Here is a 26,850-nt window from a genome sequence, read left to right as displayed (position 1 = left end):
CGTCGCCGTCGTCGCTGCTGCACTGGACCCGCCGCATGATCGAGATCCGCAAGCAGAACCCGGCCTTCGGGCTCGGCTCCTACACCGAGCTGCCCTCCTCCAACCCCGCCGTGCTGGCGTTCCTGCGGGAGGCCCCCCTGTCGAAGGAGGGAGGGGACGACCTGGTGCTGTGCGTCAACAACTTCGCGCGGTTCGCGCAGCCCACGGAGCTCGACCTGCGCGAGTTCGCGGGGCGGCACCCCGTGGAGCTGTTCGGCGGGGTCCGCTTCCCGGCCATCGGCGAGCTGCCGTACCTGCTGACGCTCGGGGGCCACGGCTTCTACTGGTTCCGGCTCACCCGGGTCGCCTCCCGCATCGGCCGGCGACTGTGAGCCAGTGCCGGCGAAAGGAGGCGTGACCATGCCGAAGACCGCGTCCCTGCGCCCCGACCTGCGGCGCCTGGCCGAGCCCATGGAGTCGCTCGGCGGGCTGCTGCGCGAGTGGCTGCCCCGGCAGCGCTGGTTCGCCGGCAAGGACCGGCCCGTCACGGAGCTCGGCCTGCTGTCGATGACCGAGCTCTTCCCGGGCTGTCTGCATCTGCTGATCCACGCCGGACACGCCGGGCACACGGGCGTGCCCTCACCCGGCGGCGCTCCCCCGGCGGGCGACTGCTACCAGCTCCTGCTCGGCGTGCGGGAGCACCCGGCGCCGCGGCTCGGGCGGGCGCTCATCGGACGGGTGCAGGAGGGACCGCTGGCCGGGCTGACGGTGTACGACGCGCTGCACGATCCCCGTTCCGCCCAGCTCCTGCTGGACCGGCTGCGGCAACCGGGCGCCGCCGGCCCCCTGCACTTCGACTGCGACCCGGACCAGCGGGTGCCCGCCGGACTGGTGCCGCGGCTGCTGGACGCCGAGCAGTCCAACTCCTCGCTGGTGTACGGCGACGAGTACATCCTGAAGGTCTTCCGGCGCATCCAGCCGGGCGTCAACCCGGACCTGGAGGTGCCGGGCGCGCTGGCCCGGCAGGGCTGCCACCGCGTCCCGGCGCCGGTGGCCTGGTTCCAGACCGGGCATCCGTTCAAGGCCACCCTCGGCGTGCTGCAGCCGTATCTGCGGGACGCCTCCGACGGCTGGACGCTGGGGCTGAACGCACTGGCCGCCGGGGACGACTTCACAGTCCAGGCCCGTGCGCTGGGCGTGGCCACCGCGGAGGTGCACCTCGCGCTGGCGTCGGCGTTCCCCGTGGGCGGGCCAGGGGAGAACGGGCAGACGGCGGCCGCGATGACCGAGCGGCTGGACGCCGCCGCGCACTGCGTGCCCGCGCTGCAGCCGTTCGTACCCGGTCTGCGGACCGCGTTCGCGGCCCTCACCAGCTGCGACGCCGGGCCGCCCGCCCAGCGCATCCACGGCGACCTGCACCTCGGTCAGGTGCTGCGGGCCGGGCGCGAGTGGTTCGTCATCGACTTCGAGGGCGAGCCGTCCCGGCCGCTCTCCGAACGGCGCAGTGCCCACTCGCCGGTGCGGGACATCGCCGGGATGCTGCGTTCCTTCGACTACGCCGCCCGGCAGCGCCGCCCCTGGCGCCCCGAGTGGGCCCGGCGCTGCCGCGAGGCCTACTGCGGGGGCTATGCCACCCGCGCCGGCTGGGACCCCCGCAAGAAACACGGACTGCTCCGCGCCTATGAGACGGACCGGGCCGTGTACGAGGTGCTGTACGAGGCACGGCACCGCCCCGACTGGCTGCCTGTACCGATGGCGGCGATCGAGCGCCTCGCCGTGAGAGGAGACTGAGCCGTGGCCCTGCGCGACACCTCAATCCCGGAGCCGTCCGGCCCGGTCCAGAGCACGACCGCCCCCGCCCTGAGCCCAAAGGACCGCGGGCGCCTGCTGGCGGGTGCCCACCACGATCCGCACGCGCTGCTGGGCGCCCACCCGGTGCCCGGCGGGGTCGTGTTCCGGGCGCTGCGCCCCTTCGCCCGCGCGGTGAGCGTGGTCGTCGGCGGCAGACGTACGGCCCTGGTCTCGGAGGGCGACGGCCTCTTCTCCGGCGTGCTGCCGCTGGACGCCGTCCCGTCGTACACCCTGCACGTGGCGTACGAGGGGGGCGAGCAGGAGACGCCCGACCCCTACCGCTTCCTGCCGGCGCTGGGCGAGCTCGACCTGCACCTGATCCGCGAGGGCCGGCACGAGCAGCTGTGGCAGGCGCTCGGCGCGCAGCCCATGAGCCATGAGGGCGTGGCCGGCACCCGGTTCACGGTGTGGGCGCCGAACGCGCAGGGCGTGCGGGTCGCCACGGACTTCACCCACTGGGACGGGACGCAGTTCCCGATGCGGTCCCTGGGCGCCTCGGGCGTGTGGGAGCTGTTCCTGCCGGGCGTGGGTGAGGGAACGCCGTACAAGTTCGAGATCCACTCCCGGTACGGCCACCGCTTCCTCAAGGCCGACCCGATGGCACGGCGCTGCGAGGAGCCGCCCAACACGGCGTCGATCGTGACGGCCTCGCACTACGAGTGGGGCGACACCGACTGGATGGCGCACCGCGCCGACACCCCCGTGCACGAGGCGCCGTTCTCGGTGTACGAGGTGCACCTGGCGTCGTGGCGGCCGGGGCTGTCCTACCGGCAGCTCGCCGAGGAACTCCCGAAGTACGTCAAGGACCTGGGCTTCACGCACGTCGAACTGATGCCGGTCGCCGAGCACCCGTTCCACGGGTCGTGGGGCTACCAGGTCACCGGGTTCTACGCCCCGACGGCCCGGCTCGGCACGCCGGACGACTTCCGGTTCTTCGTCGACGCCTGCCACCGGGCCGGTATCGGCGTGATCATGGACTGGGTGCCGGCGCACTTCCCGAAGGACGACTGGGCCCTGGCCCGGTTCGACGGTGAGCCGCTGTACGAGCCCGGTGACGACCGGCGCGCGGAGCACCCGGACTGGGGCACGTACGAGTTCGACTTCGGCCGCACCGAGGTACGCAACTTCCTGGTCGCGAACGCCGTGTACTGGTGCGAGGAGTTCCACATCGACGGCCTGCGCGTGGACGCGGTCGCCTCGATGCTGTACCTGGACTACTCGCGCGAGGACGGGCAGTGGGAGGCCAACGCCTACGGCGGCCGGGAGGACCTGGCGGCCATGCGGTTCCTGCAGGAGATGAACGCGACCGTGTACCGGCGCGCTCCCGGGGTCGTGACCATTGCAGAGGAGTCCACCGCCTGGGGCGGGGTCACCCGGCCGACCGACACCGGCGGGCTCGGCTTCGGGCTGAAGTGGAACATGGGCTGGATGCACGACTCTTTGGAGTACATCGCCCACGAGCCGGTGCACCGCAAGTACCACCACCACGAGATGACGTTCTCGATGGTGTACGCCTACAGCGAGAACTACGTCCTGCCCATCTCCCACGACGAGGTCGTGCACGGCAAGCAGGCCCTGGTGTCGAAGATGCCCGGCGACTGGTGGCAGCGGCGCGCCACGCACCGGGCCTACCTCGGCTTCATGTGGGGCCACCCCGGCAAGCAGCTGCTGTTCATGGGGCAGGAGTTCGCGCAGGGGGCCGAGTGGTCGGTGGAGAACGGCCCGGAGTGGTGGCTCCTCGACGACGGGTACCACTCCGCGGGCGACCACCGGGGCGTGCGCGACCTGGTCCGTGACCTGAACACGGCGTACCGGGCGACTCCGGCGCTGTGGCAGTGCGACACCCGCCCGGAGGGCTTCCGGTGGGTGGCGGTGGACTCGGCGGACGACAACGTCTTCGCCTTCCTCCGCCATGACGCCCAGGGCAGTCCGCTGCTGGCGGTGTCGAACTTCTCCCCCGTCGTCCGGCAGGACTACGGCCTGTGGGTGCCGGGTGACGTCGTCGCCTGGGAGGAACGCCTCAACACCGACGACGCGCGCTACGGCGGCAGCGGCGTGACCAACCCCGATCCGGTCAAGCCGGAGGACGGATGTGTCCGGATCACGCTGCCTCCGCTCGCCACGGTGTGGCTGACGCCGTTCGCCGTGTGAAGTCCCGTGGCCCCGCCAGGTGTCCTGTCCGCCTGGAGGGGCACTGGGGGTCGTACCACCGGGAGCACCCGGTGGTACGAGGCGGCAGGGCACAGAAGGGCGGGCATCAGGTGCGCACCGTGGGAGTGGAGGAGGAACTCCTCCTGGTCGATCCGGAGACGGGGGAACCGCGGGCGCTGTCCGCAGCAGTTCTCGCCCGGGCCGAGAAGGACGACGCGGACCAGGACGTCTTCGAAAAGGAACTCCACGAGCAGATGCTGGAGTTCGCCACCCATCCGCAGTCGTCCATGGAGAGCCTGCGCGAGGAGATCGTCCGCTGCCGCAAGGAGGCCGCCCGGCACGCGGGGGAGATCGGCTGCACCGTGGCGGCGCTCGCCACCTCACCGCTGCCGGTCAGCCCCGCCGTCAGCGTCAACCGCCGTTACCAATGGATGGCGGACCAGTACGGCATCGCCACCCAGGAGCAGCTCGTCATGGGCTGCCACGTGCATGTGTCGGTCGAATCCGACGACGAGGGTGTGGCGGTGGTCGACCGGCTGCGGCCGTGGCTGCCGGTGCTGCGGGCGATCAGCGCGAACTCGCCGTTCTGGCAGGGCAAGGACACGGGGTACAGCAGTTACCGCAGCAGGGTGTGGCTGCGCTGGCCGTCGGCCGGCCCGACCGAGATCTTCGGCTCTGCCGAGCGGTACCACCGGCTGATCGCGGACATGGTGGCCACCGGCGCCCTCCTGGACGACGGGATGATCTACTTCGACGCGCGGCTGTCCCAGCGGTACCCGACGGTGGAGCTGCGTGTCTCGGACGTCTGTCTGCACTCCGGCACGGCCGTGCTGATCGCCACGCTCGTCCGCGGGCTGGTGGAGACGGCCGCGCGCGAGTGGCGGGACGGCCGTGACCCGCTCGGCCACAGCGTCAGCCTGCTGCGGCTGGCCGACTGGCAGGCCGCCCGGTCCGGCCTGTCGGGCGAGCTGCTGCACCCTGCGACCATGCGGCGCGCGCCCGCCGAAGCCGTGGTGCGTGCCCTGCTGGACCACGTCGAGGAGGCCCTCGACAGCGCGGGCGACCTGGAGCGGGCCCGGGCCGCCTGCGACGAGCTGCTGCGGGAGGGCAACGGCGCTCAGGTGCAGCGCGCGGTGATGGAGAGCACGGGGAGCCTGCGGGACGTCGTCACCGAGTGCGTCCGCCACACGCAGGCGTGAGGGGTCCCGCCCGTTTCGAGCGGGGCTCGTTCGGGCGGGGGGCTCGTCCCTGCAGGGGCTCGTCAGGGCGGGGGCTCGTTCGGCCAGGGGCTCAGAGGATCAGGACGAGGGCGTAGGCCAGGAAGAACGCCGCGATCAGCACCGCGCAGACGATGATCACGGTGAGCGGCGCCTTGGCCCAGCCCTTCGGCGGGTTGTGTGTCTCCCGGGGCAGCGTCTCGGGCATGCTGCTCTCCGCGGGTGGGGTCTCGCCCGGCGGTACGCCGCCGCCGGGCTCCAGACCAGGGGTGCGTTCAGGTTCGGGATCGGGGCTGATGTGACTCATGCCCTCCGGGTCCCCCGATCACGCCGAGATCATCAGCGGGTCGACTTCCGTATTTTCCGACCCCGAAGGGTCTCGACTCGACTACATTCGAGCACCGCCGATGACAGTACCCGTCGGCAATGTCACACCCCGTACACGTCAGGAGCAGTGCATGCGCGACCTCGCCCTCGCTCCCCCGGCCGTGGCGCCCCTGACCGGCGGGCTCGCCGACAGCGTCTTCGAGACGGCGGACCGCGAACCGGCCAGGCCGATGCTCGCCCGGCGGGCCGACGCCGCCTCCGTGAGCTGGGAGGAGGTGACGGCGATCGAGTTGCGTGATGCGGTGGTGGACGTGGCCAAGGGGCTGATCGCCTCCGGGATCGCGCCGGGGCACCGGGTGGCGATCATGGCGCGCACCCGGTTCGAGTGGACGGTGCTGTGCTACGCGCTGTGGGCCGTCGGCGCCGAGGTGGTCCCGGTCTACCCGACGGCGTCACGCGATCAGGTCGAGTGGATCCTGCGGGACGCCGGCTGCGTGGCCGTGGTCGTGGAGGACGAGCAGGGCGTCATGACCGTCGGCTCGGTGTGCGCCTCGCTGCCTCTGCTGCGGCACGTCTGGCAGCTGGACGCGGGCGCCCTCCAGCAGCTGACGGTGCAGGGCGAGTTCATCCCGATCGCCACGGTCGACTCGATGCGCCGCATCGTGCTGCCGGACTCCACTGCCGTCATCGCCTACACCTCGGGCACCTCCGGCCACGCGATGGGCTGCGCGCTCAGCCACCGCAATCTGGCCGTCCCCTGCGACACGCTGCTCACGGGCTGGGGGCACACGGCGGCGCCGCGCGGGGAGCAGGGCTCCGTTCTCGCGTTCCTGCCCTTCTCCCACGTGTACGGGCTGATGATCCAAGGGCTGTGCGTGCGCGGCGGGCTGCTGATGGGGCACCAGGCCGACCTGAGCGGAGAGGCGCTGGCGTCGGCGCTGCGCTCGTTCCGGCCGACGTACCTCTACGCGGTCCCCTCGGTCCTGGAGAAGATCTACAAGAACTTCCTGCGCACGGCTCAGCAAGGGGGTCACGGCGGGCTGTTCGAGCGGGCCGCCGAGACCGCCCGCGACTTCGCCGCGGCCCTGGAGCGCCAACGGCTGGGCCGGGGCCGCGGGCCCGGCTTCGACCTGAGGTTCCAGCACGCCCTGTACGAGCGCACGGTGTACCGCAGGCTGCGGGCGGCGCTGGGCGGCCGGGTGCAGCGGGCGACGTCCGGCGGTTCGCCCCTCAGCCGCGACCTGTCCCTCTTCTACGAGGGCATCGGCATCTATGTGCACGACGGGTACGGCCTGACGGAGACCGCCGGCGGGGTGACGATGCAGCCGCTGGGTCGGGAGAAGTCGGGGACGGTCGGACAGGCGCTGCCGGGCACGGAGATCCAGGTGGCCGAGGACGGGGAGATCCTGGTGCGCGGCCCGTCGGTGTTCCAGGGGTATGTGGGCGACCAGGCCGCCACCCGGGCCGCGCTGCGCGGCGGGTGGCTTGCCACCGGGGACCTCGGGCTGCTGGACTCGGAGGGATATCTGACGATCACCGGCCGCAAGAAGGACATCATCATCACCAGCAGCGGCAAGAGCGTCGCCCCGCTGGCCCTGGAGCAGCGGCTGCGGATGCATCCGCTCATCCACCAGGCGGTGGTCGTGGGGGACAACCGGCCCTGCGTCGGAGCCCTGATCACGCTGGACCCGGAGTTCCTCGCGCACTGGCGGGCGGGGCTGGCACTGCAGGGCGAGATGCGGGAGGCCCGGGAGGAGAACGCGTTGCGGGAGGAGGTCGCGCGGGCCGTGGCCGCGGCCAACAGCGTCGTGTCGCCCGCGGAGTCCATCCGGGTGTTCCGGGTCCTGCCGGAGGCGTTCGACGTGACGAACGGGATGCTGACGCCGTCGATGAAGCTGCGCCGCGACGAGATCGTGCGGCACTACGCCTCCGAGATCGACGCGATGTACCAGTCCCGCAGGCGTCCGGGACGGCCGAGTGCTCCTGCCGAACCATCGAACTGGGACGATTCCGACAATGTGTTCCGTTGAGCGTGCGGCCGGACGCGTAGGCCTCGTCCCCTCGGGAACACGCAACAGTGGCGACGCAAGAGAGAGGACGACAGCCCTGACGACAGCTGTAGCTGACGCCCGGGCCGGAAAGGCGATATGTCAACCGAGCCACGTGGGGACGATGCCCTGACCTCCGAGGAGATCCCGAGCCGCACGAACACCTTCGTGGGCGAGCCGCACGACGTGACCGGTGCGCGCCTGGCCGCGGAGGAGTTCCTGGGCGATCTCGCACGCTCCTCCCCGCCCTCTGCCCCCGAGTACTGGGACGACATCCTGCTGGTGGTGACGGAACTGGCCGCCAACGCGGTGCAGTACGCTCCGGGTCCTTTCGCGCTGCGCATGCGCCGGACCTTCGACGGTGTGCATGTGGTTCTGCACGACACCAGCACCACGGAGCCCGCCCCCCGCCCCTTCGATCCGCGCAGCGGCGGCGGGGGCATCGGCTGGCACCTGATTCACACGTTGTGCGACCAGGTCAGCGTGGTGGCCGACGACCGCGGCAAGGACGTGCACGTGTTCATGCCCTGGTGAGCCGAGCCGGTCACGGGCGCGATACGTCCGTGACCGGCTCGGACCGTGGCCCGCCGAGGACGACCGGCTCGGACCGGGGGCGTCTCAGACCGGGGCCGTCTCGCGCGGCGGCAGCCGGTCGTAGTAGTCACCCACGGCCCGGAGGTACTCCTGGTCCCTGGTCTCACTGTCGGTCTGGAAGCGGGGGGCCGCCTTGGCATCCGCCCTGCTGCAGGCGAGTGTGACCTTTCTCCCCTGGGTGTCGACGCCCGTGACGACTCCGGCCGGCACCAGGACGCTGCGGCCGAACACCCAGACTCCGGTGTCGACGACCAGGTGCCGCATGGCGTGCGGGGCGGCCTCCCGGTCCACGTGCCCGATCGTGCCGTCGGTCGCGGCGACGGCGAAACCGGTCAGGTCGAGCCCCTCGGTGTGACCGCTGTCCGACGCGTACGACCAGATTCTGTCGATGGCCACGCTGTTCCATCCTCCCTGGCGATGTGCTGATCGCGTTTTCCACCGGCGGACGCACGCGCCCGCCCCGTTCCACAGCAGGCAACTACCCTGCTGCCGCAAGCGCATTCGGCGCACATGCCTGCTACCCGCGCGGGTCTTCCGGCGGCCGGTCTCGGTGATGTTCGGCCGGGGAGGCATGAAGGGTGTCTTCCGGGGTAATCGCGGGGGCGCGGTGACATCCGAAGCCCGTCTGTGAAGGGAGGGACATGAGAAACGGCATTCGAGTCCGGAGAACGACCGGGATCCCCTCGCACCGCGGTCATCCCCAGAGGTGACCAGCCCAGGCCGTAGCACTTGTTGGAGGTATCCGTGCCCCTCGCCCAGAACCCGCTGTCCGTGGAAGTCGAGCTGCCCCGGGAGGACGTGGCCCTGATCACGGTCGACGGTTACCTGGACGTCGACACCGCGACCGAGTTCCAGGCCCATCTGGCCAACCAACTCCACCACGGCCGACGGCACTTCCTGCTCGACCTCTCGTCCGTCCCCTTCATGGACTCGTCCGGGATGAACATCATCCTGCGGGTGTACCAGGAGACCCGTAAGACCGAGGGCAGTGTGCACGTCATCAGCCCGACGCCGGCCGTGCGGCGCATCCTCGACCTGACCGGCGTCAGCATCACGGTGCCGATATCGGAGAGTCTCGACGAGGCCCTGACCCGGGTCGACGAAGGACCGGAGCACCCCGAGGAGCCGGGGGGACAGAGCGTCTGACGGCCGCAGTGCCCCCTCGGGCCCGGCGTCGGCGAAGATGCGACGGCCCGGTCCTCGCTCCGCCCTGCCCGCACGACGGCTCATCCCTCGCACATCCGGCGACGGCGGCGCCAACCGCCGTCCGTCCACACCTGATCACTTGCCCCGGAGCAGGTGTCGTACGAGGTCGGCGCATGGTTAGAGTTGTCGCCCGGCAAGTGTCACATCGCCGTCTCGTTGCCAGAAGCGGGCTCGGTCGACGCAACGCGGATGAGGAGAGAACCAGGTGCCGGAGCACGAAGCGGACGGACAGCTCGCGACGCCCACCCACGAGGTCAGGGACTTCCTGCACCGCCGGCGTGAGCAGATCGCCCAGCGGTGGGCGGACGAGCCCCTGTTCCGCACCGTGTTCACCGTCTCGCGTGACGAGGCGGTGGAAGCGGGCAGGGTCGTCGTGGACGCGCTGGCCCAGGTGGCCGACTCGGAGCAGGTGGAGGATCCGGACGCCGCGGGCTTCAGCGCGGTGCGCGAGCAGCTGGGCCGGATGGGCGCGGCTCGCTCCCGTGCCGGGCTGAGCAACACCCAGGTCTCCAGCGAGCTGGCGGCCCTGCGGCCGCCCGTGGAGAACCTTTTGGTCGCCGATCTGACGCAGGCGCCGCCCGAGCACCTGCGGGCGTGTTCGACCGCGTTGACCGTCCTGATGGGCACCCTGCGACTGGTGGCCATGCAGACGGCTCTCAGCGAGTGGCAGGCGCTCAGCGACCGGCAGCGGCTGCAGCTGATGGAGGTGGCCACGCCCGTCATCCGGCTGTGGGACGGCATCGTGGCCGTGCCGCTCATCGGCACGCTCGACAGCGCCCGCAGCCAGATCGTGATGGAGACGCTCCTGAACGCCGTCGTCGACCAGCACGCGCGGTTCGCGATCCTCGACATCACCGGGGTCCCGACGGTCGACTCGCTGGTGGCGCAGCACCTGATGAAGACGGTCGCCGCGACGCGCCTCATGGGCGCCGAGTGCATCGTCTCGGGCATCCGTCCCGCCATCGCGCAGACCATCGTCCATCTCGGTCTGGACCTGGACGTGATCACCCGCGCCAGCCTCGCCGACGCGCTGGGGTACGCGCTGCACCAGCTCGGCGCGGACATCGTGAAGCCGGGTGCGGGTCAGCGGTGAACGACGCGTATCCCCATCCCGTGACCGGCCATGTGCCGGTGCTCCGGCTCGGCGACGTCCTGCTGGTCACGCTCCAGGGGGACCTGCACGACAGCACGGCGCAGCAGCTCCAGCAGGATCTCGCCGAGACCATTTCCCGTACCGGGGTGCGCGGGGTCCTCATCGACATCTCCGGTGTCGAGATCGTCGACTCGTTCCTCGGCCGGGTGCTGGCCGAGATCGCCGCGCAGGCCAAGCTGCTGGCGGCGCGCACCGTGGTGGCCGGGATGCGCCCGGCGGTCGCCATCACCCTGGTCGAACTGGGTCTGACACTGCCGGGGCTGGGCACCGCGCTCAGCACCGAGGTGGGCATGGAGCTCCTCGCGCAGCAGGCCCCGGTGCCCCGCCCGGGCAGTCCGCGTCAGGAGAGTCCGTGATGCACACCGCCTCGGGCGTGGAGGCCTGCCTGCCCATCCGGTCCGACATGGACCTGGTGTGGGTGCGACAGCACGTACGGCAGGCCGCTGCCCGGCTCGGCTTCGGACTGGTGGATCAGACCAAGCTCATCACCGCGGCCAGTGAGCTGGCCCGCAACACCCTGGTGCACGGTGGTGGCGGACAGATGGAGGCGAGGCAGATCGGCGGTGCGGGCGCGCAGGGGCTGCAGCTGGCCTTTACCGACGAGGGGCCGGGCATCGCCGACCTGGACCTGGCGCTGAGCGACGGCTACACCTCCGGTGGCGGTCTGGGCATGGGGCTGAGCGGTGCGCGGCGCCTGGTGCACGACTTCGACATCGACACCACGCCCGGTTCGGGCACCACGGTGCGGGTGACGTGCTGGGTGGGACGGCCGCCGCGCCCGCGCGAGGAGGTCTGATGCCCCGCGTGTGGGACGTGCCGGTGCGCGACTCGACCCGGGTTCGTGACGCACGGGTCGCGGCGGAGGACGCCGCCGCGTTCGCCGGCCTGGACGAGCGGCGTACCGCGGCCGCCGCGCTGGTCGCCACCGAGCTCGCCACGAACCTGCTGAAGCATGCCGAGGGTGGTCAGGTGCTCATAGACGTCGTGGACCCGCCCGTGCTGCGGGAGGGGTCGCGGGGGTCACGGGCGGTGCAGATCGCCGCGGTGGACCACGGCCCGGGCATCCCCGATGTGCCCGCGGCGCTGCGCGACGGCTTCACCACCTCCCGCTCGCTCGGCGCCGGACTCGGCACGTGTCTGCGCCTCTCCGACGAATTCGCCCTGCACAGCGTCCCCGGCCGCGGCACGGTCGCGGTGGCCCGCGTGAGTTCGACGCCCCGGGCGACGCCCCAGCCCACGGCCGGGCCGGCCGGGGCCGAGGACCGGGCCTCCGCGGGGGGACAGCGGCCCGGCGGCGTACCGCCGTTCGGTGCCGTGGCATGCGGCGGTCTGACGGGCCACGCGCCGGTGCCGCCCGGAGCGCCCGGCCACACCGGGCAGGCCCCCGGGAATCCCGGCGGCCCCTCGCAACCGGCCGCCCCCGCCGGGGACACCGACCCCGCGCGCCCCGCAGCCCCCGGCCACGACCTCCCGGCCACCGCCACAGCGGCGACCGGCCCCGAGCCCCGGGCGACGCCGGCCCCCGGCTCGGCAGCCGCCGGCGCGCCTGGCGACGACTCCGCGTCCAGCACAGCACCGGGCTACGGCGCCGCACACACCGGCGCCCCGGAGACCGTCGCGGACGCCGGGGCAGCCGGCAGTGGACCCTGGACGAAGCCGGGAGGGCATCGGAAGGCGACGGTCCGGGGGGCTTCGGAGGCCGAGGTCGCCGCGCGGAACCGTTCCTTGCCGGTGTCCGGGGTGCGGGCCGGCGGGGTGAACATTCCCTACGGGGGAGCCGAGTACTCCGGAGACGCCTGGGCCTGGGTCCGGGCCGGGGACCTGGTGACGTTGATGCTGGCGGACGGGCTGGGGCACGGGCCCGAGGCCGCGCGGGCCTCGTCCGCCGCGGTCACGGCGCTGCACCGCTGGGCCCACCTCTCCCCCGCCCAGTCGCTGCAGCGGCTGCACGACGCGCTGCGGGGCACGCGGGGCGCGGCCGTCGCCCTGGCCCAGCTCGACCTGGCGGCCGGGCGGCTGTGGTTCGCCGGCATCGGCAACGTCGGGGCGCGACTGCGCACCGACGGCACCTGGCACCCCCTGCTGTCGCGGCCCGGCATCGTCGGGGTCCACCGGCCCGGCACCTTCCGCGAGGAGGCGGCCGACTGGGTGGGCGACCCGATGCTCATCCTGTACACCGACGGCCTGCCCAGCCGCTGGACGCCGCCGTCCGACCCCGGTCTGCCCGCCACCGACCCGGCCGTGACGGCCGCCGTGACGATACGTGACGCCAGCAGTCCCGCCCGGCCGGTGCGGGACGACACCGCCGTGGCCGTGCTGACCTCGAACCCGCCGGAACGCCCATGATGCGCACTTGGCAGATCACCACCGTCACCGACGCGGCCCGCGCCCGCATCTCGCTCGCGCGCCTGGCCGCCGCGTACGGTGTGCCCACCGTCGAACGGACCCGGCTCGCCGCCGACCTCAGCGCCCACCTGCGCCAATGCCTCACCAAGGGCGGCACCTGGCGGCTCACCATGGACCTGGCGGGCTCCCCCGCCGAGGAGGGCCTACTGCACGTCGTGGTGACCCCGTCGCCGGAGGCGTGCGCCGCCGGGGAGCCGCTCTGGGAGGTCACGGTCCCCTGTCCCGAGTCGGCCGAGGCCACCGAGGACGGCACGGTCCCCGACGACCCCGCCGCCCTGTCGGAGGCCCTGCTCGGCGCCGACGAGGACACGGCCGTGGTGCTGGACAAACTCACCGAGCAGGAGGACCTGGTCCTCTTCCACCGCGAGGAGCTGCACCAGACCAACCAGGGCGTCCTGGCGCTGCACGCCGAGCTGGACGCGGCCGGCCGGGCCCAGCGCGAGGCGTTCGCCGCCGAGCGCAGGGCCCGCAACGAGGCGGAGAGCGCCCGGCGCAGACTGACGTTCCTCGCGGACGCCAGCGCGGTGCTGACGGCGTCGCTCAACCACGAGGAGATCGTGCGCCGGCTGCCGGACCTGCTGGTGCCGGAGTACGCGCGCAGCGTCGACGTCTGGCTGTTCGACCACGAGGAGGACAAGCACCGGTCGGCGCCGCATCCGGCCGCCGCGGTGGTCGCGGCGCGTACCGGGCGGCCCCAGTACGCCGCCGACCATCCCGGCAACCTGCCCGGCGTCGAGGACCAGCCGGCGTCGGCCCTGGACCCCGGACGGCCGTTGCTGTGCGTGCCACTGCCGACGCGGCGTGCTCCGCTGGGCGTCCTGACGCTGTCACCGCCCGGGGAGCGCTGGGACCCGGACGACGCGGTGATGCTGATCGAGCTCACCCGGCGGGCCAGCATCGCGATCGACAACGCCCGGCGCTTCGAGCACAACCGCGACATCGCCGAGACGCTGCAGCGTGCCCTGCTGACGGATCTGCCGACCACGCCGGGCCTGAGCCTGGCGGCGCGGTACCTTCCGGCCACGCACGGGCTGAACATCGGCGGCGACTGGTACGACGCGTTCCCCCAGCGGGACGGCGGTCTCATCACCGTCATCGGCGATGTGACCGGACATGGTCTGCACGCGGCGGTCATGATGAGCCAGCTGCGCACCGCGCTGCGGGCGTACGCCGTCGACGGCGACAGCCCCGGACGGCTGTTGACCCGCCTGCACCGGTTCCTGCACCATCTCCAGCCCGATCTGTACGCCACCGCCGTCATCGCCCGGTTCCACCCGGACGAGCCCACGCTGACGTGGGCCGCCGCCGGGCATCCCCCGCCGGTGCTGCGCCTGCCCGACGGCACCGTGCGCGTCCTCGACGCCAAACCGGGTGCGATGCTCGGCATCCCGCTCACCCAGGAGATCGCCGACCACACGGAGGATCTGGAGCCCGGCTCGACCCTCGCGCTGTACACGGACGGGCTGGTGGAGCGGCGTGCCCAGGGCATAGACCCCGGGATCGAGCGGCTGGCCACGGCACTCGGCGGATTCCGGTCCGCGGAACTGGATACGGACCTGGAGGGTTCGGCGGACCGGCTGCTGCCTCCGCTGCTGAGCGATTCCGAGCGGGACGACGACGTGTGTCTGTTGCTGTGTCATGTCCAAGGTGGCGCAGACTCCTGACGGCGGGTCCGGCTCGCCGGGTGTGCACGCGTTCTTCACTCCCGCCCGGTGCTTTTCGGCCACGGTACGGGCATGGTGGTGATCGACGCGTTCGTCTGCCTGCCGCGTCCGGCTGGCGCGCCGGCCGGAGACGGGGTGGGATCGAAAGGGTGCGAACCAGCGATCCAGGGGCAGTCGGAAGGCGTTCGAGGCAGACCGCCTGGAGCCGCAGAAAGGGATGAACACCGTGACACGACCCAGGATCCTGGTGGTTGGCGCAGGCTTCGCCGGCGTGGAGTGCGTCCGCCGTCTGGAGCGCAAACTCTCCCCGGACGAGGCGGACGTCACGCTGGTGACGCCGTTCGCCTACCAGCTCTACCTGCCGCTGCTCCCCCAGGTCGCCTCCGGAGTGCTGACGCCGCAGTCGATCGCCGTCTCCCTGCGCCGCAGCAAGAAGTACCGCACGCGCATCATTCCGGGCGGCGCCATCGGCGTGGACCTGAAGTCCAAGGTCTGTGTCATCCGTACCATCACCGACGAGATCGTCAACGAGCCGTACGACTACATCGTGCTGGCGCCCGGCAGCGTCACCCGGACCTTCGACATCCCGGGACTGACGGACCACGCGTTCGGGATGAAGACGCTCGCGGAGGCGGCGTACATCCGTGACCACGTCATCTCGCAGCTGGACCTGGCCGACGCGAGCCAGGACCCCGTGGAGCGGGCCTCCCGGCTGCAGTTCGTGGTGGTCGGCGGCGGTTACGCCGGCACCGAGACGGCGGCGTGCCTGCAGCGGCTGACGCACGCGGCGGTCAAGCGCTACCCGCGGCTGGACCCGAGCCTGATCAAGTGGCACCTGATCGACATCGCGCCGAAGCTGATGCCGGAGCTGGGCGACAAGCTCGGCAGCAGCGCGCAGGAGATCCTGCGCCGGCGGGGCATCGAGATCTCCCTGGGCACCTCCATCGCCAAGGCCGGCCCCGAGGAGGTCACCTTCACCGACGGGCGGGTGATCCCGACCCGCACGCTCATCTGGACCGCCGGGGTCGTCGCCAGCCCGCTCATCGCCACGCTCGGCGCGGAGACCGTCAAGGGGCGGCTCGCGGTCGCGCCGGAGATGAGCCTGCCGGGCGACGACGGGGTGTTCGCGCTCGGCGACTCGGCCGCCGTGCCCGACCTCGCCAAGGGTGACGGCGCCATGTGCCCGCCCACCGCGCAGCACGCCCTGCGGCAGGGCAGGCACGTCGCCGAGAACGTCATCGCGTCACTGCGGGGCCAGGCGCTGAAGCCGTACGTGCACAAGGACCTCGGGCTCGTCGTCGACCTCGGCGGCACCGACGCGGTCTCCAAGCCGCTCGGCATCGAACTGCGGGGGCTGCCCGCCCAGGCCGTGGCCCGCGGCTACCACTGGTCGGCACTGCGCACCAACGTGGCCAAGACGCGGGTGATGACGAACTGGCTGCTCAACGCGGTCGCCGGTGACGACTTCGTACGGACGGGGTTCCAGGCCCGCAAGGCCGCGCGGCTGAAGGACTTCGAGTACACCGACGCCTATCTGACGCCGGAGCAGGTGCGGGAGCGGATCGAAGGGCCTGGCGGGCCGGAGTAGGACGGCCCGGGCGGGAGCTTCCGCTCACGGCATGTCATGCTGAGACACGGATCTTGGTGTGAGCAGGGAGAGAGTGCGGCGGCGTGAGGGCAGCGGGACGCGCGGTGCGGGCACGGCTACGGGACCGGATCGCGGCGTCCGACCCCGGACTGCTGCGTCTGACGGCCGGGTTGCGAACGGTCGGTGCGATCGCCCTCACCCTGGCCGTGCTGTCACTGCTGCAGACCGATGTGCACCTTCTGGTGGCGGGGGCCATGGCGGCGATGGTCGCCACCTTCGCCATCCGGGAGAAGCAGCTCGGCGCCCAGGCCGTGACACTGGCGCTGGGCTTGCCGGTGGCCTTGGCCTCGGTGTCATTGGGCGCGGTGCTCAACACGCGTCTCGTCGTCGGGGACGCCTTCTTCGTCGTGCTGATCTTCTGCGCGGTCTATGGCCGCCGGTTCGGCGACCGGGGAACGGCCCTGGGGCTGATCGGTTTCCAGGTCTACTTCCTGTCGCTGTTCGTCGGTGCCACCGTCGGCACGCTGCCGAAGCTGTGCGGTGCCATGGCCCTGGCGTTCTGTTCCAGCGCCCTGATGCGTTTCGCGGTCGTGCCGGCGACGCCCACGGGTGTGCTGCTGCGGCTGCGTCTGGCCTTCCGCGCGCGGCTGGCCCAGCTGGTGGCCGCGCAGGCCGAACTCCTCGACGCCCCCGCCGCCGAGATGGACAAGGCGGTCGAGGCCGTGCGCGATGGCACCGCCCGGCTCCACGAGACGGCGATGATGATCCAGGGACGGCTGGAGGAGGGCACCCCGGACGAGTCGGCGGCGCGGCTGGTGCAGCGCAGGATCGCGGACGCCGAGATCGCCGCGGAGCGGCTCGGCCTGCTGCTGCTGACCGCCCGCACCGCCGAACGGGCCGACACGCTGACGCTGCACCTGCCGGGCGCGCCCGTCCCGTCGGTCGCCGGGCCGGAGGTGCCGGACGAGGCGGGCGCCACGCTGCGCCGCGATCTGCGGGCGCTGCACGCCCTGGTGCTGCGGGCCGGGAGCGGCGACACGGGCACCGGCCTGGCCCATGTGCGCAACCGGCTCCTCGGCTACCGGGACGAGGAGAACCTCCCGCCCGCCTCGGCCGCCGTCCAGGACGTCTTCCGCGGCATCGGAGAGTCGGCCCGTGCGGTGCTCGGGCTGCGGATCGCCCTGGACGGTCCGCAGGACGAGTCGGACGACACCCCCGCCACGGCGCGCTCCCGCGAGGAACTGGACGCCGAGGACGCCGCGATCGACGGCGGCGGCGAGGAGGCGGCGCAGGAGGAACAGACGGGGCTGCGGCGGCCCACCACGCGTGCGGCGGTGCAGGTCGCCGTGGGGTCGGCACTGGCCATCGTGGGCGGTGAACTGCTGTCGTCGCAGCGCTGGTACTGGGCGGTGCTGACATGCTGGATCGTTTTCCTCAACACCGCGTCGACGGGCGAGATCCTGGTCAAGGGGTACCGGCGGCTGCTGGGCACGGTGTTCGGCGTGGTGGCCGGGATCGTCCTGGCGGGGCTGGTCGGCAAGCACACCTGGACGGCGTTCGCCCTGGTCCTGGTGCTGATCTTCGCGATGTTCTACTCGGCGCCGCTGTCGTACACCCTGATGTCGTTCTTCGTCACCGCGATGCTGGGACTGCTGTACACGCTGCTGCACACCTACAGCCTCGACGTGCTCGTGCTGCGCATCGAGGAGACGGCGCTGGGTGCGGCCTGCGGGGTGGTCGCTGCGGCGCTGGTCCTGCCGGTGCAGACGGACCGCCGTACGAACGAGCTGCTGGGCACCGTGCTGGAGCGGCTGGCCGAGGTCACCGAGGCCGCGGTGGGCCAGCTCAGCGGCGGACCCGCGGACGAGTTGCTGGACAAGGCGCGCGATCTGGACCAGTCACTGGCGGATCTGCGGGCCGCGACCCAGCCGCTGATCCACCCGGTCACCCCGCTGCGGACCCGGCGGAACACGGCCCGCTACGTGGTGGCGCTGCTGGAGACGTGTGCCTACCATGCGCGGACCCTGGCGGCGACCGCAGAACTGCTGCCCACGCATCCCTCGATCGCGGCGGATCCGCGACTGCGCGGGGCCGCCGGGCGCACGGTGCGCAACATCGGGACGATCGCGGCCCGGGTCGCCGACGAGCACGTGGACGCGCAGGTCGAGACCGGTCCGAGCATCGCCTCCCTGCTGGGGTCCGACGGCACGCCGCGCTACGGCCGCATCACCGATCGCGTGCTGCGGCATCTGGAGCGGCTGGACGAGGCCGTGGTGGGCCTCGCCCGGCCACTGGACGTGCCGGTGGCGGCGCCCAAGGGGTAACGACCGCTAGGGGGGAGCCGTCGGCCGTCAGAAGTCCGTGGGCAGACCGCTCACCTCGGCGATGCCCCGCAGCTCCTCGGTCTGCCTGTGCCGGTCCCGGATGTATTCGGCTATCTCGCCGAGGCGGATCGGATCGGACGCGGTGGTGGCGTCCGTGACGATCCTGACCGGGCCGGTGTCGTCGACGTCGAGTTCGACCACTTCGTTGTCCAGGCGGCCGGTGACGGCGGTGGCGATGACGAGCGCCACCTCGTCACGAACCTCCTGGGGCAGTTCGTCGTCGCCCCCGGAGTCGAGCGCGAAGTCGAGGCTGGACAGGCGTTCCTCTTCGATCGCCTCGAGGACCGGTTCCACCGCGCGCATCAGGAGGCGGTAGTCCTCGGTGTCCATCCGGATGCGCAGGAGGTCCAGGTACATGTCCACGGGCCGGCCATCGCCATGCGGAATCTCGGAATCGCTCATTGGCTTCGTGTTCCCCACGAATCGCGGCTCAGACGCGCCGCCACCGGGCCATGGCGAAGGAGAACACTCCGAAGAGCACCAGCCCGGCCGCGACGCACACCAGCAGCCAGGGGCCCAGCGGAGTGTCGGCGAAGGTGCGCAGGGTGTCGTCCAGGCCCTTGGCCTTGTCGGGTTCGTAGTCGACGGCCGCGCGGACGGCGAAGACACCGGCCACCGCGAACACCAGCCCCCGGGCCGCACCGCCGGCCACGCCCGTGACGTCCACCAGCTGCCGCGTCCGGTGGCTCATCTGACCCAGCCGGAGCTTGTCGTGGTACTTGCGCCGCACCGCGCGTACGGCGATCCAGCCGCCGGCCACGACGATGCCGATCCCCGCGGCGCCCACCAGCCACTGGCCGCCGGGTATCTCCAGAACCTTGGCCGTGGCGTCCCGGGACTGCTGGTCGCTGGATCCGCCGCTCTGGTGGCGGCTGACCGCGAAGGTCAGCACCGAGTAGGCGACGAAGACGTAGAAGACGAAGCGGACCGTCGCCATCAGCCGCTTGCGTGCGCTGCGGCCGTCCTTTCCGATCGAGCCGAAGAGGGCTTCGGACAGCCGCCACAGGGCCATACCGACGAGCCCGATGCCCAGCGCCCACAGCAGCACCGCGCCGAACGGCTTCTGTGCCAGTTCCTGCAGGGCCCCTCCGCGATCGGCCTGATGGCCGGTGTCGCCGAAGGCGATCTGCAGGGCCAGCGCTCCGACGAGCAGATAGATCACGCCCCGGGCGGCGAAACCCGCCCGTGCCGCCCCCTCGGTCACCGAGCCCCGCGCCATCCGCCGGGCCCCCGAGCGACCGCCCTGTGCCATCGCACTCGTGTTCATGTCGACCTCCCGGCAGTCCGGATGCCCCGGGTCTGCGTTCACACACCCTGCACAACCACCGGACCAGAGGGGTTTTGGTCGTGGGCCGGGTGCTGTCTCCCCAAGGGCAGGGCAGCGCCACCACCGTCACGGGCTCAGGACCGGCGCGGCCTCGTTGGGCTCAGGACCGGCGCAGCCTCGTTCCGCGGGCGGCGCGGCCGAGGGCGTGCAGGCGCTCCAGGGCGTCCAGGACCACCGTGCGGTCGTGCCAGGCGAGCCAGCGGCCCGCCTGACCGCCGACGGTGTCCAGCGCCTTGGTCTGGGCTGCGGTCAGTCCGTCCAGGGGCCGGTCCAGGTGGGCCGAGACCATGCCGACGCACAGCCCGGACGCGGTCGTCAGGGGCACGCTGTGGCAGGCTCTGCTACCCGCCGCGAGGATGGCCCGGCGGGCCGGCTCGGAGAACACCGGGTCGCTCTCCACGTCGCGGACGGTGACCTGGGCGACATCCCGGGCGGCCTGCGCGCAGGCCGTCCCGTCCTCCCCGACGTGGGCGAAGAAGTCGACGAACTCGGCCGTGAGGCCGGTGTGCTCCTCGATGCGCAGACCGCCCCGCCCGGGGTCGGGAAGCTGCACGTTGCCCATGTCGGTCCCGGTGACCGCCAGGGTGGAACGCAGTACGGCCTTCAGGACGGCGCTCCGGCTGCCGGAACCGGACCGGTGCGCCTGTGTGAAGGTCAGGTCCGGTTCCGCCTCGCGTGCCCTGCGCGGGAACCACAGGGTGTCCGGGCCGTCCGGCCGCGGCGCGGACACCAGGACGCCCGCCAAGGTGCGCAGCTTGACGTTGTACTGCTGGGACGCGCGCTGCAAGAGGGCGAAGGCGCTCTCCCCGTCCGGCAGCGCGTACCGCTCCTGGACAATGCCCTGCGCCTGTGAGATCAGCGGGCGCACACGGGCGCGGGCCCGCAGGTCGCGCACCTCGGCGCGCAGCCGCTCGAGCTCGCCGTCCTCGGCGGCACGCTCCGCTGTGGACATGGAACTCCTGGAGTGTCGAAGTCATGGCGCGAAGGGGCCCGGCGGCGGCTTGCGCCGTCGGCCGGGCTCCCGTTCGGCCTCGCCGTTCCCGTCGCTCAGTGGGCCACGGGGGTCAGGCGGGCTCGGTGACCGGTGTACGCGGTCCGGCCATCGGCGCCACGGGCCCGCGAACCGGTGCGGGTGCGGTCGCGAGCCACTGGTGAGCGGCCTCGAGGGCGCGCTCGACGGTCCGGGTGCCGGTGGACACGCACAGCGTGTACGCCAGGTCGCGTACCCGGGGGTTTTGCTCCGCCGGTCCGCCGGTGGCTTCGGCGGCGGCCAGGGTCTCGTACTCGTCGACGAGCCGGCGCAGCACGGCGGGGTGGGGCCTCAGCATGGTGGGTTTCGCTCCTCGTGAAGGTCGGGTGGTCAGGCCGTCGTGGAAGGGCCGCCGCGGGCCCGGTTGCCCGTCCGCTCCCCCAGGACCTCGTCGCGCACCCGGGCGCAGCTGCGGCTGATGAGGCGGGAGACGTGCATCTGCGAGATGCCGAGGTGGTCGGCGATGCGGCTTTGGGTCATGTCCTCGAAGAAGCGCATGTAGAGGATGGCCCGTTCGCGTTCCGGCAGGCGGCGCAGGCCTTCCTTGGCGGACTCGCGGTCCACGACGACGTCGTAGGACGAGTCGGCCGCGCCGAGGGTGTCCGCGAGGCTGTAGCCGTCGTCGTCGGCCGAGAGTTCGGCGTCCAGCGACAGGGTGCTGAAGCTGTCCAGCGCCTCGAGCCCGGCGTTGACCTCCTCCTCGCTGAGGCCGGTGTGGGTGGCGAGGTCCGCCACGGAGGGCTCGGGGCTGCCCGGGTTCTGGGTGAGTTCACGGCGTGCCACCCTCACCTTGTTGCGCAGTTCCTGCACACGGCGGGGCACCCGCAGGGCCCACATGCGGTCCCGGAAGTGCCGCTTGACCTCGCCGGTGATGGTGGGGACGGCGTAACTCTCGAAGGCACCCCGGCTCGGGTCGAACCGGTCGATGGCCTTCACCAGGCCCAGCGCGGCGACCTGCCGGAGATCCTCGATCGACTCTCCGCGGTCGCGGAAGCGGCCGGCGATCCGGTGGGCCATGGGCAGCCACAGGGTGACCAGTTCGTCGCGGACGGCGTCCCGCTCGGGACCCTCCTCCAGCTCCGCCATCCGGGCGAAGAGAGCGGCGGTGTCGGGGGCGTCGTCGTGACGCCGCCGGGTGGCGGGGGTCGTCGTTTCGGGCGTGCCGGGACGATGGGTGGGCGTTTCGATGAGCATGCGGATTCGCTCCTGAACGGTGGTTTCAGGGACATACCGCGGAAGGGTGCCGCCCGGATCGCCTGGAGGGCCTCCGGGGCAGTCATACCGCTCCCGCTGGCGCGCCTCCGGTCCGAAGCACGAAATTGCGTCTGCCCTGCGCCCGGGGGAACAAACTCCGCTTTGCAGCGCAATCTGTCGGGCGCCGCCTCACGGGCGTTCAGAACACGTTCAGAACAGGGGCACGACGGCAGTGATGCACTTGCCCCCGGAGGGCAGGTCCGACACCCGGACGTCGCGGGCGAGCCTGCAGACGATGGGCCAGCCGTGGCCGCCGTGCCGCATGCGTCCGTTCGGGTCGGTGCGTGGGGTGGTCACGGGCAGCGCGTCACTGCGGTCGCTGACCGAGACGCGCACGCCGGGATCGTCGACGTCGACCTGGAAGTCGGTGACACCCCCGCCGTGCAGGATGGCGTTGGTCGTCAGCTCCGAGGTGACCAGCAGCGCGTCGGACAGGGCGTCTGTGTCGCACGAGGTGTGGGTGGCCCGGCAGCGTTCGGCCACGGCCAACTCCACCGCCCGGCGCGCCTCGGCCGGCTTGCACGGCCGGGCCCGGTGGGACCCGGGCGGCTCGTCCACAAATTCGATCATGTGCTCGTCGCACATTCTGCAGCTCCCCTGAAGCACGGACGGAATACCGGGTCCGGACCGGGTCCCGTGGCCGCCCGCGAGGGGCCTGCCCGGGGTCCTCGGACCCACTGCTCGAAGCGGACTCGCGGCGTTCGGGGCGCGCACCGCGTGAACGCCGCGGTCTCACTCTTCGGCTCACCTCTCCCCGCACCTGCAAACCTCCGGTCGGGCCGGAGAAGCCGAAAACACCTCGAACGGCCGGATGCGGTGTCATCTCCGCGCGTTCGGCGGGTACGCGGTCTGCATGACCGATGTGGTGGATTCGGACGAGCTGTTGCGGCGCATCCAGCGTGCGAGGGAGTGTGCGGTCCAGGAGGAGCGGACGTGGCGGACCAGGAGCGAGGAGCTGGACGCCACCGACCCGCAAGGGGCCCGGGACGCGACCGTGCGGCGGATGTCCTACGAGGCGGTGCTGCGGGTGCTGGACGAGATCGTGACGCCGGGCAAACACGTATCGGAGGGCTGACCGGACGCCGGTGGCCGTACGGATGAGACACCGATTGCGGGGGCACATGCCGGGAACCTGATGCGCATGACAGCCGACCACATGCGAGCACCGGTTCTGGAAGCCCTGGACGAGTACCGACGCAAGGGGCGTCTGTCGTTCACACCGCCCGGGCACAAGCAGGCCCGCGGCGCGGATCCGGCGGTCCGGGAGATCCTCGGTGACGCGGTGTTCCACGGGGACGTGCTGGCCTCGGGCGGTCTGGACGACCGGCTGACCCGTGGCCGGGTGCTGCAGCGCGCTCAGGAGCTGATGGCCGACGCGGTGCACGCCGAGCACACGTTCTTCAGCACGTGCGGCAGTTCCCTGTCGGTGAAGGCCGCGATGCTGTCGGTCGCGGGACCGCACGAGAAGCTGCTGGTCGGACGCGATGCCCACAAGTCCGTGGTGGCGGGGCTGATCATCTCCGGTATCGAGCCCGTCTGGGTCGAGCCCCGCTGGGACGCCGAGCGAAACCTCGCCCATCCCCCGTCCGCCGAGGAGTTCGACCGGGCCTTCGACGCGCATCCGGACGCGCGCGGCGCCCTGGTCACGAGTCCCACCCCGTACGGCGGCTGCGCGGACCTGCGGGCGATCGCCGACGTGTGTCACCGGCGCTCACGGCCGCTGATCGTCGACGAGGCGTGGGGCGCGCACCTGCCCTTCCACCCCGATCTGCCGTCTTGGGCGATGGACGCGGGCGCGGACATCTGCGTGACCAGCATCCACAAGATGGGCAGCGGTCTGGAGCAGGGTTCGGTCTTCCATCTGCAGGGCGATCTGGTGCCGCCGGAGCTGCTGGGGATGCGCGCCGACCTGCTGGGCACCACCAGCCCGTCGGTGCTGATCTACGCGGGTCTCGACGGCTGGCGGCGGCAGATGGCGCTGCGCGGCAGGGAACTGATGGGCGGTGCGCTGGACCTGGCGGCCGAGGTACGGGCCGCCATCGAGGAGATCGACGGCCTGCACGTCAACGACCGGGACGACTTCTGCGGCCCCGGTCTGGCCGACGACCTCGACCCGCTGCCCGGCGTCATCGACCTCACCGGACTCGGGATCACGGGCTTCCAGGCGGCGGACTGGCTGCGCGAGCACCGGCAGATCGACGCGCATCTGGTGGACCACCGCCGGATCGGCGCGCAGATCACCCACGGCGACGACCGGGAGACCACCGGACAGCTGCTGTAGGCGCTGCGGGACCTGGCGCGGGGGGCACCGGATCTGCCCCGGGCGCCGCGGGTGGAGGTGCCCTCGCCGGCGGAGCTGCGGATGGAGCAGGCGGCGCTGCCCCGGGACGCGTTCTTCGGCCCGGCCGAGGCCGTGCCGGTGTCCGAGGCGGCCGGCCGGATCGCGGCCGAGATGATCACTCCGTATCCCCCCGGGATTCCCGCCGTCCTTCCCGGTGAGCGCCTCACCGAGCCGGTGCTGGCGTACGTGCGGACGGGGCTGGACGCGGGCATGCACCTGCCCGACCCCGAGGACCCGGAGCTGGAGACGGTGCGGGTGCTCGCGCAGTGACCCGGGCGTGAAACGGGTCACGCAACCCGGTCTTGGGGTGGGTTTCCACCCCCCGAATGGTTTACGGTTCATATATACGTGGTGACGGGAGTCGACTCCTGGTCCTCCGAGCGTCACCGCGCACGGCCCTGGCTGGTTCCCCCCGTCCAGCCAGGGCTTTTTCATGCCCGGGCGGCCTGCCGGAAGAAGTCGCGTACGCCGAGGTGCCCATGGCCCCGGCAGCGGCTGAAATGGGGGTGAGGACCCCTTGGACACAGCACCGCAGTCGACCGCCCGGCGAGGAGCTCCGCGTCATGACCAAAGCGATCAAACTCCTGACCGCCCTGCCTCCGCCCCAGCGGCAGCGCCTGATGACGCTCGCCCGGGAGGTGTCCTTTCCCGAGGACGCCCGGATCTTCGAGGCGGACGGCACGGCCGACCGCTTCTGGGTCATCCGTTCCGGCGCCGTCTCCCTCGACCAGCAGGTGAACTCCCTGCAGCGGGTGACCGTGGCCAGCCTCGGCGCGGGCGACCTGCTCGGCTGGTCGTGGCTGTTCCCGCCGTACACCTGGGACTTCGGTGCGGTGGCGTTCAGCCCGGTGCGGGCCTACGAGTTCGACGCGGGAGCCGTGCTGGGGCTGTGCCAGGAGGACCCGCAGCTCGGGATGCTGCTGGTGCGCAACGTCGCCGAGGTGCTCGCCCACCGGCTGGAGATGACCCGGGGCAAGCTGATGGAGCAGTACACGCTGCACCGGCGCGGAGCCCTGTGAGCCGCGTGAGCCCTCAGACCCGGTAGCGGCGCAACGCCGGTACGGCGGTGGCCAGCACCAGCATCACCGCGACGACCAGCAGTCCGCCGCCCGCGACGGCGGTGCGCGGGCCGAAGGCGGAGCCCGCGGTGCCGTGCAGCACGTCGGCCAGGCGTGGCCCGCCCGCCACGACGACCGTGAAGACGCCCTGCATGCGTCCCCGCATCTCGTCGGTCGCGGCGGACAGCAGGATCGCCCCGCGGAAGACCATGGAGACCATGTCGGCCACGCCGGCGAGTGCGAGGAACGCCACCGCGACCCAGAGGTTGCCACTCAGCCCGAAACCCGTGACGGCCGCGCCCCAGACGACCACCGCCCCGATGACCATCAGGCCGTGCCGCCGGGCCCGGGAGAAGGTGCCCGAGAACAGTCCGCCCAGCACGGCCCCGACGGGGATCGCCGCGAACAGCAGGCCCAGTGCGAGCCCTTCGCCGTACGGGGCGTAGGTCTGGGAGGCGAGTTGCGGGAAGAGGGCGCGGGGCATGCCGAGGACCATGGCGACGACGTCGGCGAGGAAGGACAGCAGCAGCACGGTGTGCCCGGAGATGTAGCGGAAACCGGCGGCGATCTCCTTCACGCCCGCGCGTCGCACCGCCACGCCGCCCAGGGGCGGCAGCGAGGGCAGCCGGTGGACGGCCCACACCGTCACGCACAGCGCCAGCGCGTCGACGAGGTACAGCTCGGGAAGTCCGATGACGGGAATGAGCGCGCCGGCGAGCAGCGGTCCGGCCACCTGGCCGGTCTGCATCACCGTCGAGCCGAGGGCGTTCGCGGCGGGCAGTTCGTCCTCGGGGACCAGCCGGGCGATGGAGGCGTTGCGGGCCGGCGCGTTCAGGCCCCAGAAGGCCTGCTGCACCGCGAGCAGCAGCATCAGCGTGCCCACCGACGCCAGCCCCACGAAGGCCTGGAGCCAGAACAGCAGCGAGGTGACGGCGATGCCGCTGTTGGTGATCAGCAGCAGCCTGCGCCGGTCCATGGTGTCGGCGATCGCCCCGCCCCACAGCGCGAACACGATCAGGGGCACGAGGCCGGCCAGGCTCGCGGCCCCCACCCAGGCCGAGGAGCCCGTGATGTCGTAGATCTGCTTGGGGACGGCGACGGCGGTGAGCTGGCTGCCGACGGCCGTGACGACGGTGGAACCCCACAGCCGCCGGTAGGCGGGGCGGCGCAGGGGCCGGGTGTCCATCGCCCAGCGCCGCCGGCCGCACCGCCGGGGTGCCTCGGGTTCGCCTTCCCGCTCTTTACTTGTGTTCCCGCTCGTGTCCACGCGCC

General features: G+C 72.1%; 24 protein-coding genes and 3 pseudogenes. 18 read left to right on the top strand and 9 right to left on the bottom strand.

Translation table 11 applies throughout. The annotated features are described in order from the left end of the window. The 4 genes from AB0B29_RS27175 to AB0B29_RS27160 all read left to right on the top strand — a co-directional run. The coding region (locus AB0B29_RS27175; RefSeq protein ID WP_362244083.1) for an alpha-glucosidase C-terminal domain-containing protein at window positions 1-371 on the top strand (371 nt) is incomplete at its 5' end. Window positions 372-399: 28 nt separating this feature from the next. Continuing rightward, on the top strand, window positions 400-1,770 hold the full coding sequence (locus tag AB0B29_RS27170; RefSeq protein WP_362244082.1) for a maltokinase N-terminal cap-like domain-containing protein: 1,371 nt from the start codon (window positions 400-402) through the stop codon (window positions 1,768-1,770). Between the two features lie 3 nt (window positions 1,771-1,773). Beyond that, window positions 1,774-3,981, top strand: coding sequence for a 1,4-alpha-glucan branching protein GlgB (gene glgB, locus AB0B29_RS27165; RefSeq protein WP_362244081.1), 2,208 nt, complete (start codon window positions 1,774-1,776; stop codon window positions 3,979-3,981). Between the two features lie 110 nt (window positions 3,982-4,091). Next, window positions 4,092-5,180: a glutamate--cysteine ligase 2 gene (locus AB0B29_RS27160; protein WP_362244080.1), complete on the top strand. Its 1,089-nt coding sequence runs from the start codon at window positions 4,092-4,094 to the stop codon at window positions 5,178-5,180. A 91-nt stretch (window positions 5,181-5,271) separates the two neighbouring features. Here AB0B29_RS27160 and AB0B29_RS27155 read toward each other — a convergent pair whose 3' ends face one another. Then, window positions 5,272-5,505, bottom strand: a complete 234-nt coding sequence (locus tag AB0B29_RS27155) for a DUF6480 family protein (RefSeq protein WP_362244079.1) — start codon at window positions 5,503-5,505, stop codon at window positions 5,272-5,274. 151 nt (window positions 5,506-5,656) lie between these two features. Here AB0B29_RS27155 and AB0B29_RS27150 point away from each other — a divergent pair, with 151 nt between their 5' ends. After that, entirely contained in the window at window positions 5,657-7,555 is a 1,899-nt protein-coding gene (locus AB0B29_RS27150; RefSeq protein ID WP_362244078.1) for an AMP-dependent synthetase/ligase, read from the top strand. A 117-nt stretch (window positions 7,556-7,672) separates the two neighbouring features. Beyond that, window positions 7,673-8,107, top strand: coding sequence for an ATP-binding protein (locus AB0B29_RS27145; protein WP_362244077.1), 435 nt, complete (start codon window positions 7,673-7,675; stop codon window positions 8,105-8,107). 84 nt (window positions 8,108-8,191) lie between these two features. On the opposite strand, the gene AB0B29_RS27140 is transcribed toward AB0B29_RS27145, so the two are convergent. Beyond that, window positions 8,192-8,563, bottom strand: coding sequence for a PRC-barrel domain containing protein (locus AB0B29_RS27140; RefSeq protein WP_362244076.1), 372 nt, complete (start codon window positions 8,561-8,563; stop codon window positions 8,192-8,194). Window positions 8,564-8,911: 348 nt separating this feature from the next. Here AB0B29_RS27140 and AB0B29_RS27135 point away from each other — a divergent pair, with 348 nt between their 5' ends. The 9 genes and pseudogenes from AB0B29_RS27135 (at window position 8,912) to AB0B29_RS27095 (ending at window position 18,508) form a co-directional block, all read left to right on the top strand. Beyond that, window positions 8,912-9,313, top strand: coding sequence for an STAS domain-containing protein (locus AB0B29_RS27135; RefSeq protein WP_361881540.1), 402 nt, complete (start codon window positions 8,912-8,914; stop codon window positions 9,311-9,313). Between the two features lie 265 nt (window positions 9,314-9,578). Continuing rightward, entirely contained in the window at window positions 9,579-10,466 is an 888-nt protein-coding gene (locus tag AB0B29_RS27130; protein WP_362244075.1) for an STAS domain-containing protein, read from the top strand. Next, entirely contained in the window at window positions 10,463-10,882 is a 420-nt protein-coding gene (locus AB0B29_RS27125) for an STAS domain-containing protein (protein WP_362244074.1), read from the top strand. The genes AB0B29_RS27130 and AB0B29_RS27125 overlap by 4 nt, the downstream gene beginning before the upstream one ends. Next, complete coding sequence (locus tag AB0B29_RS27120) at window positions 10,882-11,322, top strand: anti-sigma regulatory factor (RefSeq protein ID WP_362244073.1); 441 nt, start codon at window positions 10,882-10,884, stop codon at window positions 11,320-11,322. The genes AB0B29_RS27125 and AB0B29_RS27120 overlap by 1 nt, the downstream gene beginning before the upstream one ends. Then, window positions 11,322-11,837 (top strand): annotated as a pseudogene (locus tag AB0B29_RS27115) (anti-sigma regulatory factor); the annotation flags it as partial. The gene AB0B29_RS27120 and the pseudogene AB0B29_RS27115, both read left to right, overlap by 1 nt. Window positions 11,838-12,254: 417 nt before the next feature. After that, window positions 12,255-12,872, top strand: a pseudogene (locus tag AB0B29_RS27110) (SpoIIE family protein phosphatase); the annotation flags it as partial. Further along, on the top strand, window positions 12,869-14,596 hold the full coding sequence (locus AB0B29_RS27105) for a PP2C family protein-serine/threonine phosphatase (protein WP_362244072.1): 1,728 nt from the start codon (window positions 12,869-12,871) through the stop codon (window positions 14,594-14,596). The pseudogene AB0B29_RS27110 and the gene AB0B29_RS27105, both read left to right, overlap by 4 nt. Window positions 14,597-14,813: 217 nt before the next feature. Then, window positions 14,814-16,184 carry an NAD(P)/FAD-dependent oxidoreductase gene (locus AB0B29_RS27100; protein WP_362244071.1) on the top strand — a complete coding sequence of 457 codons (1,371 nt, stop codon included), beginning with the start codon at window positions 14,814-14,816 and terminating at the stop codon, window positions 16,182-16,184. A gap of 83 nt (window positions 16,185-16,267) precedes the next feature. Then, window positions 16,268-18,508 carry an FUSC family protein gene (locus AB0B29_RS27095; protein ID WP_362244070.1) on the top strand — a complete coding sequence of 747 codons (2,241 nt, stop codon included), beginning with the start codon at window positions 16,268-16,270 and terminating at the stop codon, window positions 18,506-18,508. Between the two features lie 27 nt (window positions 18,509-18,535). Here the strand turns inward: AB0B29_RS27095 and AB0B29_RS27090 are convergent, their stop codons facing one another. The 6 genes from AB0B29_RS27090 to AB0B29_RS27065 form a co-directional block, all read right to left on the bottom strand. Next, the gene (locus tag AB0B29_RS27090; protein ID WP_104786258.1) at window positions 18,536-18,970 is read right to left on the bottom strand and encodes a hypothetical protein; all 435 of its coding nucleotides are present in this window, start codon (window positions 18,968-18,970) and stop codon (window positions 18,536-18,538) included. Between the two features lie 28 nt (window positions 18,971-18,998). Further along, window positions 18,999-19,835 (bottom strand): DUF1206 domain-containing protein, encoded by an 837-nt coding sequence (locus tag AB0B29_RS27085; protein WP_362244069.1) that lies wholly within the window; start codon window positions 19,833-19,835, stop codon window positions 18,999-19,001. A 160-nt stretch (window positions 19,836-19,995) separates the two neighbouring features. Next, complete coding sequence (locus AB0B29_RS27080; RefSeq protein WP_362244068.1) at window positions 19,996-20,847, bottom strand: ANTAR domain-containing protein; 852 nt, start codon at window positions 20,845-20,847, stop codon at window positions 19,996-19,998. A 112-nt stretch (window positions 20,848-20,959) separates the two neighbouring features. Further along, the gene (locus AB0B29_RS27075; RefSeq protein ID WP_362244067.1) at window positions 20,960-21,223 is read right to left on the bottom strand and encodes a DUF5133 domain-containing protein; all 264 of its coding nucleotides are present in this window, start codon (window positions 21,221-21,223) and stop codon (window positions 20,960-20,962) included. Window positions 21,224-21,255: 32 nt separating this feature from the next. Next, window positions 21,256-22,119 carry a SigB/SigF/SigG family RNA polymerase sigma factor gene (locus AB0B29_RS27070; RefSeq protein ID WP_362244066.1) on the bottom strand — a complete coding sequence of 288 codons (864 nt, stop codon included), beginning with the start codon at window positions 22,117-22,119 and terminating at the stop codon, window positions 21,256-21,258. 210 nt (window positions 22,120-22,329) lie between these two features. Then, window positions 22,330-22,764 carry an ATP-binding protein gene (locus AB0B29_RS27065; protein WP_362244065.1) on the bottom strand — a complete coding sequence of 145 codons (435 nt, stop codon included), beginning with the start codon at window positions 22,762-22,764 and terminating at the stop codon, window positions 22,330-22,332. A gap of 268 nt (window positions 22,765-23,032) precedes the next feature. On the opposite strand from AB0B29_RS27065, the gene AB0B29_RS27060 reads away from it, so the two are divergent. From AB0B29_RS27060 to AB0B29_RS27050, 3 genes and pseudogenes are all read left to right on the top strand, one after another. Further along, entirely contained in the window at window positions 23,033-23,254 is a 222-nt protein-coding gene (locus AB0B29_RS27060; protein WP_362244064.1) for a hypothetical protein, read from the top strand. Window positions 23,255-23,320: 66 nt separating this feature from the next. Next, a pseudogene (locus AB0B29_RS27055) lies at window positions 23,321-24,790 on the top strand (aminotransferase class I/II-fold pyridoxal phosphate-dependent enzyme). Between the two features lie 293 nt (window positions 24,791-25,083). After that, entirely contained in the window at window positions 25,084-25,539 is a 456-nt protein-coding gene (locus AB0B29_RS27050) for a cyclic nucleotide-binding domain-containing protein (RefSeq protein ID WP_362244063.1), read from the top strand. Between the two features lie 13 nt (window positions 25,540-25,552). Here the strand turns inward: AB0B29_RS27050 and AB0B29_RS27045 are convergent, their stop codons facing one another. Further along, entirely contained in the window at window positions 25,553-26,845 is a 1,293-nt protein-coding gene (locus tag AB0B29_RS27045) for an MFS transporter (protein ID WP_362244062.1), read from the bottom strand. Window positions 26,846-26,850 lie beyond the last annotated feature (5 nt).

The sequence above is a fragment of the Streptomyces tibetensis genome (assembly GCF_040647715.1).
Taxonomy (GTDB): Bacteria; Actinomycetota; Actinomycetes; order Streptomycetales; family Streptomycetaceae; genus Streptomyces; species Streptomyces tibetensis_A.
The sequence above is the reverse complement of the archived record's forward strand: the minus strand, read 5'-3'. Positions and strand labels throughout refer to the sequence as shown.